Here is a 12230-nt window from a genome sequence, read left to right on the forward strand (position 1 = left end):
TCACCCGCACCACGCCGGGCCGTCGAATCGATCACGAGTGATGAACTCCGCGACCGGCCGCCGGCGCAGCTTGGTCAACTGCCGCACCGGTTTTCCCAGCGGCACGACCGCGGCCACCGCATGCTGGTCGGGGATGCCCAGCAGGCGACGGACGTGATCTTCGGCCGCGATGGCCATCGTCGTGATGGTGCCGCCGTAACCCTCGCCGCGCGCGGCGAGCAAGATGTTCCAGATCAGCGGGTAAACCGACGCGCCCCCGGCGATGCCGACGCGGTCCAGGTCCTGATCGACGGCCGCGACGACGGCCAAGTCCACCGAAACCACAAGGACGACAGGCGCTTTGGCGATCGGTGCCACGAACGTGTCGGGGACCTCGGTTGCGTCAATGACGTCTTGCGGCACGCCGCTGGGATGCACCGAGTTCCAAGGGTTTTCGCCCGCCTGCAGCTGGGCGAAGTAACGGCGGGCCGCGGGCTTGCCGAGCTCGGCCAGCCGCCGGCGGATCGCCTCGCCGCGCACCACGGTGACGTGGGCGCCCTGCCGGTTGCCACCGCTGGGAGCGAACCGGGCGTGCTCGAAGATGCGGCTCAGCACCTCGTCGGGCAGCGGGTCGTCGGTGAATTCCCGTGCCGCGAAGGTCGTTCGCATCACGTCGTACAGCTGCATGGCGGGATGGCTCATCAACTCGCGGACGCGCGCCGCTCCAGGCGGAAGGTGCGTTCGAACCCCGCCGGGTGCGTCGTCAGCGTCACCTCCACGGCACCGCTGGGGGCGATGACGTAGCGTTCCTCCACGTCGGGTCCGTCGGTCCAGCGGCCGACCGGCTGACGCCGCAGGTCGTCTCGGTCGTGCAGGGCCGGGTCGAATGGAAACAGCACCGGGTCATACGGCGTGACGTCGCCGTCCGGCCGCCCGTTGACCAGCCGGCTGCACTCCACGAAGCGGAAGTGCCCGATGTTGTGCGCCGCTCGGTATTTGCGCTTCACCACCAGCGGGGAACGCCCGTCGGCCGGCAGCGAAACGTCCTTGCACACGATGGGGTCGAAGACGACCCCGGCGCCCGCCTCGGCCTCCCGGAACACCCCGAAATTCCTCGAAAAGCGTTCGGACAGTGCGAAACCGGACTCCTTGTCGAGGAAGACTGCAAGGCCGATGGCCGTGGCGGCGAAGGGATGCGGCGAGCGTTTCACCCGCTTCTCGCCGAAGGTGGTGCGCAGCATGCGCGACACCAGCGGGAAACCGCCCGCCCCGCCGACGACGTAGATGCCCGCAACCTCCGACCAGTCCACGTCCGTGCGTCCGCGCGCCGGATCGTGCAGGACGCGGCGCAGCAGCGCCATCGTCTGGTCGACCAGCGGTGCGCACACGCCGTAGACGTCGTCGATGGGGCAGGAGAAGGGAGGCCGATCGAGCGGGGACAGGTCCACCAGGAAGCGGCGCGTCTGCGGCCCGACGGACTCCTTGCGGGTGGCGCACTCCTCGGCCAACAGGTCGCGCTGTGCCGGGTCGAGGCCGGGCAGGCCGGCGCCGGCCAGCACGAGCTCGACGATCGCGTCGTCGAAGTCGTCACCGCCGAGGCGCTGGATGCCCTCGCTGACCACCACCTCGTTGGCGTGTCCGGTCATCTTCAGCAGCGACGCGTCGAACGTGCCGCCCCCGAGGTCGTAGATGAGCACGTATTCGCGTTTGGCGGTGATGGTAGAGCGGTACCGGTGGGCGTATTCCAGGCTGGCGGCCGACGGTTCGTTGAGCAGCGCGACGACCCGGAAACCGGCGGCCACATAGGCGTCCAGGGTGAGCAGGCGCTGGGCGCTCGAGGCGTTGGCCGGCACGCTGATCGCGGCCTCGATGGCTTCGCCCGGGGAGGGGGTGACGTTCGAGGTGCGCTGCAGAGCGGTTTTCAGCTGAGACAGGAAGCCGGTGAGCAGGTCGGCCAGCCGATAGGCGCGCCCGGCCAGGCTGACTTCGGTCTGCGGTCCGGCGTCGTTGAGCAGGCGCTTGAACGAGCGCAGCACCGACCATGCCGGGTCGTGGCGAACGGCGGCCGCGTCCGGGCCGAAGCGCAACTGCCCGGCGGCGTTGGCGGCGATCAGCGACGGCCACGCATCGTCGCCCTCGAAGGAGACGACGGGATAGTTGCCGCGATCGACGGCCGCGACGACGGTGTGGGTGGTGCCGAAGTCGATACCGACTCTCATCGCGCAAGTTTAGGACCGCGGCGCGGGCTTGGGCACAACCTTTTTGCCCGGCGTGCCGTCCGCGTTGGAGTCAGTCCTCGAAATGGCGCTCGTAGTCGTTGCGCTCGAGCCACCACTGCAGGTTGTAGGTCCCCATCGCCAGCAGCACCATCAACCCGGCGCAGACGACGCTGATGGTTGCGTTCACAGCCGGTCCATCGCGCGTGCCATGCGGGCGTCCTCGATGTAGCCGTAGTACCTCGGGGGGTGGGGATGGCGCGGCGTGTTCGCGTTCGCGGCCATCCGCCGCAGCGCGGCGCCGATGCGGCGGGCGAGGGGGGCACGACGCGCCCCCTGGACAACGGCGGCGCCGAAGAGCACCTGCTGGGTGGTGATCAGTACCTCGGCGGGGGCCACCTCGACCGAGGGCGCCGCCGAGGACGGTGGTGCGGTGGGCTCGTTGGCAGTGCGGGGTGAGGTCCGCAGTCCCGTTGGCGTGACCAGCATTTCGTTCACCTTCTTCGCGTGCGGCCGCGTTGACCAGGTAGTTCGGCCGCTGATGCGGTTAACGTACGGTCGGTGCCCACCGGTACGCACGCGTAGTCGACTACCTATCTGTGCGCGACTCGCTCCCGCGCTTCGGCAGCTCGTCCCATTGCCGCTGTAATTCGCGCTCGGCGGCGGTGGGGATCAGACCCGAGGGGGCGAAGAACTTCGAGGGCACCGGGTCGTCCTCGGTCAGCGGCCGGCCGGGCCCGCGGATCGCCCCGAGAGCGACCACGGCCCCGGCGATCACGACGATGACGACGGCCACCGCGAACAGGATGGACAGCGTGCCCTGGATGAGGGTGTTGCGGATGACGTCGTCGAGCTGGTGCGCGTTCTTGGCCGAACCGAACACCGTCTTGCCCGCCTGCCTGGCCGCCAGGTACGTCGAGTGCTGCGTCCAGTAGCCGACGGCCGGGTCGGGAGAGAAGATCTTCTGCCACGACGCCGTCAGCGTGACCGCGAGATCCCACAGCAACGGGATACCGGGGATCCACCCCCACTTCAGCAGGCCCTTCTTGATGACGATGACCGTGATCACGGTCAGCGCTATCGCGGCGAGCAACTGGTTGGCGATGCCGAACAGCGGAAACAGCGTGTTGATGCCGCCCAGCGGATCGGTCACCCCCATCAGCAGGATGCCGCCCCAGGCCGCGGCCACCGCCAGGCTGCACAGCCACACGCCCGGGCGCCAGCTCGGGCTGCGCAGCTTGGTGAGGGGTCCGCCGAGGTTTCCGAGGGTGTCGGAGAGCATGAAGCGGGCGACGCGGGTGCCGGCGTCGACGGCGGTGAGGATGAACAGCGCCTCGAACATGATCGCGAAGTGGTACCAGAACGCCTTGAGGCCGGCACCGCCGAACACCCGGTAGAGCACCTCGGACATGCCGACCGCCAGCGTCGGCGCCCCGCCGGTGCGCGACACGATCGACTTCTCGCCCACCCCGGCGGCGGCCGCGGTGAGCTGGTCCGCGGTCGCCGGGGCGCCGCGCAACCCGAGGCCGTTGACGTAGTGCGCGGCGGTGGCCGCGGTGCCGCCGGTCTGCGCGGCCGGCGCATTGAGCGCGAAGTACACGTGCTGGTCCAGGACCGCCGCGCTGATCAGCGCCATGACCGCGACGAACGATTCGGTCAGCATGCCGCCGTAGCCGATCAGCCGCATTTGGCTTTCCTTCTCCAGCAGCTTGGGCGTGGTCCCCGACGAGATCAGAGCGTGAAATCCGGACAGCGCCCCGCAGGCGATGGTGATGAACAGGAACGGGAACAGCGCGCCGGGGAACACCGGCCCGTCGCCGCGGGACGCGAACTGCGACACCGCGGGCGCCTGCATGACCGGGCGGGCGATGCAGATGCCGACCGCGAGCAGCGCGATGGCGCCGACCTTCATGAACGTCGACAGGTAGTCGCGCGGGGCGAGCAGCAACCACACCGGCAGCACCGACGCGACGAACCCGTAGCCGATGATCAGCCAGGACACCGTGACCGCCGACAGGTTCAACCACGATGCACCCCAAGGGGTTTCGCCGATCCAGGCACCGCCGGCCACGGCCAGCAGCAGCAGCGCCACACCGATGAGCGAAACCTCGGCGACCCGGCCGGGGCGCAGGAACCGCAGGTAGCAGCCCATGAACACAGCGATGGGAACGGTCATGGCGATGGAGAACACGCCCCAGGGGCTCTGGGCCAGCCCCCGCACCACCACCAGCGCCAGCACCGCGATGATGATCACCATGATGACGAACGCGCCGAGCAGCGCGGCCACCCCGCCGGTGGCGCCGAGTTCGTCGCGGGCCATCTGTCCCAGCGAGCGCCCGCGCCGCCGGGTGGAGATCCACAACACCAGGTAGTCCTGCACCGCGCCGGCGAACACCGCGCCGATGACGATCCAGATGCTGCACGGCAGGTAGCCCATCTGGGTGGCCAGCACCGGGCCGACGAGCGGTCCGGCCCCCGCGATGGCCGCGAAGTGGTGGCCGAACAACACCCGGCGATCGGTCGGCACGTAATCGGTGCCGTCGTCGAGAACCTCGGCCGGCGTGGCGTGGTCGTCGCGCGGGCGGACGATCTTCATCTCGATCAGGCGGGCGTAGAACCGGAACCCGATGAGGTAGGTGCAGATCGCCGCGACCACGAACCACACCGCGTTGACCGTCTCGCCTCGCGTGAAGGCGATGATCGCCCAGGCGACGGCGCCGAGCACCGCGATGATCGCGAACACGATCTTGTGCCGCGCGGTGATGGGGGAGCGGTCGACGATGGCGACGGGCGGCAGGTCTGCGCCGGTGTGGATGTAGCTGACGTCGTTGTCGTGCCCTGTGATCGCCACGGACGGAAACCCTACGCGCGCAAAATGAACTGTGCCTGCCGGAAAGCGGCTCGTTCAGTACAGCGCGCGCACGGCGTCGATGGTGTCGGCCTCGCCGGGGCTTTTGTCGTCGCGATAGCGCACCACGCGGGCGAACCGCAGCGCCAGGCCGCCGGGGTAGCGCGACGACTTCTGCACGCCGTCCAGGGCGATCTCGACGACCTGCTCGGGCCGGACCTCGACGACGTAACCGTCCGTACCGTCGATGGCCAGTTCGCTGAACCGGGCGGTCTGCCACTCCAGCATGGCGTCGGTCATGCCCTTGAAAGTCTTTCCCACCATGATGAATTCGCCGCTGCCCGGATCGCGGGCGCCCAGGTGGATGTTGGAGAGTTTGCCGCGGCGGCGCCCCGAGCCCCACTCCACCGCGAGCACCACCAGATCCAGCGTGTGCACCGGCTTGACCTTCAGCCAGCCGGCGCCGCGGCGCCCCGCCTGATACGGCGCGTCGGGCGCCTTGGCCATCACGCCCTCGTGCCCGGCGGCCAGCGTCGCGTCCAGGAAGGCGCCCGCCGCCGCGGGGTCGGCGGTGAGCAGCCGGTCGACCCGCTGCGCCGGTGGCACCAACGCGTCCAGGGCGGCCAGCCGGTCGGCGGTCGGGGCGTCGAGCAGGTCGACGCCGTCGCGATGCAGGACGTCGAAGAAGAACACCGAAAGTTGTTGTGCGGCAAGGGCTGCGGCGATGTCGACGGAGCGGCCGAAGCGGGAGGCGGTGACCTGGAAGCGCTGCGGTGAGTTGTCGGGCCGCAGCGCGATCGCCTCGGCGTCGGCGATCAGGTGATCGACCGGCAGTGCCAGCGTGGCCTCCACCACCTCGGGCAGCCGGGCGGTGACGTCGTCCAGGCTCCTGGTGTAGACGGTGACCTCGTCACCGGCGCGGTGGATCTGCACCCGCGCCCCGTCCAGCTTGGCTTCGAAAATGGTTGGGCCGCCGTGGCGTTCGATCGCGTCGGCCACGCTCGTCGCGGTCTGCGCCAGCATCGGGCCGACCGGGCGGCCGACCCGCAGGGTGAACTGGTCCAGCGCCGCGGGTGCACCGGACAGGGCGGCCGCCGCCACCGCAGGCAGGTCGCCGCCCAGCATCGCGGCGCGCTGCACCGCGGCGGCCGGCAGGCCCGCGGCCTTGGCGACCGCGTCGGCCATGATCCCGGCCAGCGCGCCCTGGCGCAGCTCGCCGCCGAGCAGCCGCAGCAGGAAGGCCTGCTCGGTGTCGGTGGCGGCGGCGAACAATGCGTTCAGCAGGGCGGCGCGCCGGGCCTGCGCGCCCTTGCCGGACACGGCGCCGATGTGGGAGAAGGTGGCGTCGACCCCGCCGACGGTCAGCGAGGCGTGTGGGGACGCGGGCGGGCGCGAGCGCAGCGCCGCCCAGCCCACGCCGATCTGGCGTTGCCGCAACTCGCCGGACAGCCACGACACGATGACGGCGACCAGCGCGCCATCCGGCGCGGCGCGGCGCAGCAGGTCGGCGATGTGGGCGACTTTGGTCAGCCGCGACGACGTGCTCGAGACGTCGGATGACGTCGCGGCCACGTCGAGAAGGAGCACGGTTGCCAGCTTGGCACGGCTCGGTGACAGGCCTGGAGTGCGGACACGCTAGCGTGCCTACGTAACGTTACAGATTGCACAGGATCTGACAACCCAAGAAGGAGACGTCCGGATGGAGATCAACGGGAAGAAGGTCGTCGTCATCGGCGGCGCATCGGGAATGGGGCGTGCCAGCGCCGAGCTGCTGCATGAACGCGGCGCGGATGTCGCCATCCTCGATCGCGAGGGCTCCGACGGCAAGACGGTCGCCGAGGGCGTCGGCGGTACCTTCTATCCCGTCGACGTCACCGACTTCACCGGCACCGAGGAGACGCTGCAGGCCGCGGTCGACAAGCTCGGCGGATTGCACGTCGTGATCACCACCGCGGGCGGCGGCATCGCCAAGCGGACGCTGACCAAGTCCGGTCCGCACGACCTCGAATCCTTCCAGTCCGTGATCGACCTCAACCTGATCGCCACGTTCAACATCAGCCGGCTGGCCGCCGCGCACATGGCCAAGAACGAGCCCGAGGACCCCGACACCGGTGAGCGCGGCGTCATCATCAACACCGCCTCCATCGCGGCCTACGAGGGCCAGATCGGCCAGGTCGCCTACACCGCCGCCAAGGCGGGCATCGCCGGCATGTGCCTGACCATGGCCCGCGACCTGGGCTCGGTGGGCATCCGGGTGCTGGCCATCGCCCCGAGCCTGTTCGCGACCGGTCTGACGCAGGGCATTCCGGACGAGTTCGCCACGCAGCTCACCAAGGACGCGGCGTTCCCCAAGCGCCTCGGCCGTCCCGAGGAGTACGCGAAGCTGGCCGCCGCCATCGTGGACAACCCGATGCTCAACGGACAGTGTCTGCGCCTGGACGCCGGGCAGCGGTTCGCACCCAAGTAACCCCCCGTCGGGGCCCTCCCCGCATTAAGTACACTCTTTAGGCAGCCGCCCCGCTTCCCCTCGAAGCGGGGCAGGCCACCCAGCTTCTGGGGCGATCACACCCGGCCGGCATGCTGCGCGAGGAGGGCCCTGATGGGTATCGCAATAACCGACGACCATCGTGAACTGGCCGAGGTGGCCCGCGGGTTCTTGACCTCGCAGAAGGCGCGGTGGGCGGCCCGATCGCTGCTCGACGCCTCGGACGAGCCGCGGCCCGGGTTCTGGGCGAACCTGGTCGAGCTGGGGTGGCTCGGCCTGCACGTCGAGGAAGAGTACGGCGGCTCCGGGTACGGGCTGCCCGAACTGGTCGTGGTGATCGAAGAGCTCGGCCGCGCGGTGGCGCCGGGACCGTTCGTGCCCACCGTCATCGCGTCCGCGGTGATCGCCAAAGACGGTACCGCCGAACAGAAGTCGCGGCTGTTGTCCGGCCTGATCGACGGGACGGTCACCGCGGGCATCGGGCTGGACAGCCAGGTGCGAATCAACGACGGCTCGAACGGTCGGACAGCCGACGGTGAGGCCGGAATCGTGTTGGGCGCCGGGCTGGCCGACCTGTTGCTGATCGCCGCGGGCGACGACGTGCTGGTGCTCGAGCGCGGCCGCGACGGTGTCTCGGTCGAGGTGCCGGAGAACTTCGATCCGACGCGGCGATCCGGACGCGTCCGCCTGCGCGACGTGCGCGTCGGCGACGACGACATCTTGACGGGGGCAAGGCAATCGGCGCTGGCCCGCGCCCGCACCCTGCTGGCCGCCGAGGCCGTGGGTGGGGCATCGGACTGCGTCGACGCCGCTGTCGACTACGCCAAGGTGCGCCAGCAATTCGGCCGCACCATCGCCACCTTCCAAGCGGTCAAGCATCACTGCGCCAACATGCTGGTCGGTGCGGAATCCGGGATCGCCGCCGTCTGGGACGCCGCCCGGGCGGCATCCGAGGACTTATCCGAGGACGAAGCGCAGTTCCGCCTGATCGCCGCGGTGGCCGCGACGCTGGCCTTTCCCGCCTACGTCCGCAACGCCGAACTCAACATCCAGGTGCACGGCGGCATCGGCTTCACCTGGGAACACGATGCGCATCTGCATCTGCGCCGGGCGGTGGTGAGCGCGGCGCTGTTCGGCGGTGACGCCCCCGCCGCCGACGTGTTCGAGCGCACCGCCGCCGGCGCTGTCCGGGAGAACAGCCTCGACCTGCCGCCCGAAGCCGAGGAATTGCGCGCCGGCATCCGCGCCGACGCCGCCGAGATCGCCGGGCTGAGCAAGGAGGCCCAGCGCGACAAGCTGATCGAGACCGGCTACGTGATGCCGCACTGGCCCAAGCCGTGGGGACGTGCGGCCGACGCGGTCGCGCAGCTGGTGATCGAGGAGGAGTTCCGCGCGGCCGGCATCAAGCGTCCCGACTACGGGATCACCGGTTGGGTGATCCTGACCCTGATCCAGCACGGAACGCCTTGGCAGATCGAAAGATTCGTGGAGAAGGCGCTGCGCAAGGACGAGATCTGGTGCCAGCTGTTCTCCGAACCCGACGCCGGCTCGGACGCCGCGTCGATCAAGACGCGGGCCACCCGGGTGGACGGCGGCTGGAAGATCAACGGCCAGAAGGTGTGGACCAGCGGGGCGCACTACTGTGCGCGCGGCCTGGCCACGGTGCGCACCGACCCCGACGCCCCGAAGCACGCCGGCATCACCACGGTGATCGTGGACATGAAGGCGCCCGAGGTCGAGGTGCGGCCGCTGCGCCAGATCACCGGCGGTTCGGACTTCAACGAGGTCTTCTTCAACGACCTGTTCGTCCCCGACGAAGACGTCGTCGGGACGCCCAACTCCGGATGGACCGTCGCGCGGGCGACGCTGGGCAACGAGCGAGTCAGCATCGGCGGCAGCGGATCGTTCTATGAGGGGCTGGCCGACCAACTGGTGCAGCTGACCGAGCAGCGCCCGGATCGGTTGGCGGGCGGGCGGATTCGGGTCGGCTCGTACCTCGCCGAGGAAACCGCGTTGCGGCTGCTGAACCTGCGGCGCGCCGCGCGCAGCGTGGAAGGCGCGGGCCCCGGACCGGAAGGCAACGTCACCAAGCTGAAGCTGGCCGAGCACATGGTGGAAGGCGCCGCGATCATGGCGGCGCTGCTGGGTCCCGAGGTCGCCCTGACCGACGGTCCCGGCGCCCTGGCCGGCCGGCTGATGATGGGAGCCCGCGGCATGGCGATCGCGGGCGGCACGTCGGAGGTGACGCGCAATCAGATCGCCGAGCGGATCCTCGGCATGCCCCGCGACCCGCTGATCAACTAGGGGTCACGCCGGCGCGAACTGCGCCGCGCCACCGCTGCCACGCTTTGGCCGCAGGTCGACGGGCATGCCGCAGATCACCGAATCCGGTTCGCAGTCAACGATATTGGCGGCGACCCGCAGACCGCTCTGTTCGGCGAGCTCGACGATGGCGATGACGTAGGGGGTGGGGATCTCCGGGTTGTAGGAGTGATGGTTGACCGTGTAGGTGAACACGGTGCCCCGCCCGGAAACCGGCCGCGCCTGCAGCGAACCCCCGCACTCGCGGCATACGCCGCTGTCTGGATGCACCCAGCGCGCACAGTCGTCGCAGTACTCGATGAGCAGCGGCCCGTCTGACACGACGAATACAGTACACTCTATTGATTCGATGCGGTGTGGTCTGACGGGCGGTGTGCATGACGCATTTCGAGAAAGACGCGATCCTGTCCGGCATCGGGATCTCCCGGATCGGCCGCCGCACCGGTATCCCCGGTCTGGACTTGACCATGGAGGCGGTGCGCGCCGCCATCGAGGACGCCGGACTTGCGGCGACCGACATCGACGGCATCGCGACCCTCGGAGACACGCCCGCCGCGGACGTCAACGCCCAGCTGCACATCGACGCCGCGGACTGCGGTGCGGGCTTCGGCACCGGCGGGCTGCTCTCGCCGGTGATGTCGGCCTGCCGCGCGGTCGCCGAACGCCGGGCCCGCCACGTCGTCGTGTACCGGACGATACAAATGCTCGGCGGCACGGTGCCGGTCAAGCAGGAGGAGAACGCCGCGGCCCCGCCGCTGGCGCGGATGTTCGAAACCCCCGAGGGCGAGCCGAAGCCGGCCGTCGGTGCGATGGACGACGTCAACGATCTGGTTGCCGCGCATGCCTATTCGGCCGCCAACTGGCTGGCGCTCAACTGCCGCCGTCACATGGAGCTGTACGGGACCACCAAAGAACAGCTGGGCTGGATCGCGCTCAACGGCAGGCGCAACGCCGCGTTGAATTCCCGTGCGGTGTACCGGGATCCGATGACGATGGCCGACTACCTGGGCGCGCGATTGGTGTCCACCCCACTCGGGCTGCTGGACTGTGACGTCCCGATCGACGGCTCGATCGCGGTGGTGGTGTCGCACGCGGAGTACGCCGCCGACTGTCCGCACCGCGCGGTGAAGGTGGAGGCGATCGGCGGGTCCGACGGCGCCGGTGGCTGGTTTCACCGCGCCGACTACCCCAAGATGGCGATGTCGGATGCCGCGGCCCAGATGTGGTCGCGCACGACGTTGACACCCGCCGACCTCCAGGTCGCCCAGCTCTACGACGGATTCACCTACCTCACCCTGGCCTGGCTGGAAGCGCTCGGCATCTGCGGTGACGGCGAGGGTGGCCCGTTCGTCGAGGGTGGGGAGCGGATCGCCCGGGACGGGCAGCTGCCGCTGAACACCTACGGCGGCCAACTTTCGGCCGGCCGCATGCACGGCTACTGGGCGCTGCACGAAGGGTGTCTGCAGTTGCGCGGCGACGCGGGGGAGCGGCAGGTCGCCCGCCGCCCCGAGGTGGGCGTGGTCTCCGTCGGCGGTGGGCCCGTCGCCGGGTGCATGCTGCTGACCTGTTGAGCGCGAGCGTGATCGAGCCCGGATGACTGAGGAGCCCGCGACCGGCCAGGCGAACAAACTCGCTTCGCTGGTGGCCCGCGACATCGAGGCCGACATCGTCCGCCGCGGCTGGGCGGTCGGCGAATCGCTGGGATCCGAACATGCCCTGCAGCAGCGCTTCGGGGTGAGCCGGTCGGTGCTGCGCGAGGCCGTGCGGCTGGTCGAACACCATCAGGTCGCGCGGATGCGCCGCGGACCCAATGGCGGCCTGTACATCTGCGAGCCCGACGCGGGACCGGCCACCCGCGCGGTCGTCATCTATCTCGAATACCTCGGCACGACGCTGGGCGACTTGCTCAATGCGCGTCTCGTGCTCGAGCCGTTGGCGGCCTCGCTCGCCGCCGAGCGCATCGACGAGGCCGGGATCGCGCGGCTGCGTGCGGTGCTGCACGCCGAGCAGCAGTGGCGGCCCGGCTTACCGGCGCCGCGCGACGAGTTCCACATCGCGCTGGCCGAGCAATCCAAAAACCCGGTGCTGCAACTGTTTATCGACGTCCTGATGCGGCTCACCACCCGCTACGCCCTGGCGTCGCGAACGGATTCGGCAACCGAGGCCAGCGAGGCGGTCGACCATCTGCACGCCCACCACTCCGCGATCGTCGCCGCCGTCACCGCCGGCGATTCGGCGCGCGCCAAGACGCTGTCGGAACGACACGTCGAGGCCGTGACCGGCTGGCTGCAGCGGCATCACGCCGGCGACGGCGGCCCGGGGCGTGCGACGCGCCGGCGACTCGATTCCGAGGCGCCCCGGGGCAAACTGGCTGAGTTGC

The 12230-nt window shown here is 70.0% G+C and carries 10 protein-coding genes; 4 read left to right on the forward strand and 6 right to left on the reverse strand.

The features are described from left to right. From A5659_RS10220 to A5659_RS10240, 5 genes are all read right to left on the reverse strand, one after another. On the reverse strand, positions 1–666 hold the full coding sequence (locus A5659_RS10220) for a nitroreductase family protein (RefSeq protein WP_067180769.1): 666 nt from the start codon (positions 664–666) through the stop codon (positions 1–3). Positions 667–680: 14 nt separating this feature from the next. After that, positions 681–2198 carry an Hsp70 family protein gene (locus A5659_RS10225; protein ID WP_067180773.1) on the reverse strand — a complete coding sequence of 506 codons (1518 nt, stop codon included), beginning with the start codon at positions 2196–2198 and terminating at the stop codon, positions 681–683. 183 nt (positions 2199–2381) lie between these two features. After that, the gene (locus A5659_RS10230; RefSeq protein ID WP_066864791.1) at positions 2382–2684 is read right to left on the reverse strand and encodes a hypothetical protein; all 303 of its coding nucleotides are present in this window, start codon (positions 2682–2684) and stop codon (positions 2382–2384) included. Positions 2685–2784: 100 nt separating this feature from the next. Then, on the reverse strand, positions 2785–5046 hold the full coding sequence (locus tag A5659_RS10235; protein WP_067180779.1) for a carbon starvation CstA family protein: 2262 nt from the start codon (positions 5044–5046) through the stop codon (positions 2785–2787). A 54-nt stretch (positions 5047–5100) separates the two neighbouring features. Next, the gene (locus tag A5659_RS10240; protein WP_067180782.1) at positions 5101–6630 is read right to left on the reverse strand and encodes an ATP-dependent DNA ligase; all 1530 of its coding nucleotides are present in this window, start codon (positions 6628–6630) and stop codon (positions 5101–5103) included. A 112-nt stretch (positions 6631–6742) separates the two neighbouring features. Here A5659_RS10240 and A5659_RS10245 point away from each other — a divergent pair, with 112 nt between their 5' ends. Together A5659_RS10245 and A5659_RS10250 are read left to right on the forward strand one after the other, a co-directional pair. Beyond that, complete coding sequence (locus tag A5659_RS10245) at positions 6743–7510, forward strand: SDR family NAD(P)-dependent oxidoreductase (RefSeq protein ID WP_066864782.1); 768 nt, start codon at positions 6743–6745, stop codon at positions 7508–7510. 132 nt (positions 7511–7642) lie between these two features. Then, positions 7643–9832, forward strand: coding sequence for an acyl-CoA dehydrogenase (locus A5659_RS10250; protein WP_067180785.1), 2190 nt, complete (start codon positions 7643–7645; stop codon positions 9830–9832). A 3-nt stretch (positions 9833–9835) separates the two neighbouring features. On the opposite strand, the gene A5659_RS10255 is transcribed toward A5659_RS10250, so the two are convergent. Next, positions 9836–10171, reverse strand: a complete 336-nt coding sequence (locus tag A5659_RS10255) for a Zn-ribbon domain-containing OB-fold protein (RefSeq protein WP_067138109.1) — start codon at positions 10169–10171, stop codon at positions 9836–9838. Between the two features lie 56 nt (positions 10172–10227). On the opposite strand from A5659_RS10255, the gene A5659_RS10260 reads away from it, so the two are divergent. Both A5659_RS10260 and A5659_RS10265 read left to right on the forward strand, forming a co-directional pair. Continuing rightward, a complete protein-coding gene (locus A5659_RS10260; protein ID WP_066881269.1) occupies positions 10228–11421 on the forward strand; it encodes a thiolase family protein in 1194 nt (397 codons plus the stop codon). A 22-nt stretch (positions 11422–11443) separates the two neighbouring features. Further along, positions 11444–12230 (forward strand): FadR/GntR family transcriptional regulator (locus A5659_RS10265; protein WP_156748962.1); only part of this gene is annotated, 787 nt, incomplete at its 3' end.

The sequence above is a fragment of the Mycobacterium sp. 1165196.3 genome (assembly GCF_001673415.1).
GTDB lineage: Bacteria > Actinomycetota > Actinomycetes > Mycobacteriales > Mycobacteriaceae > Mycobacterium > Mycobacterium europaeum_A.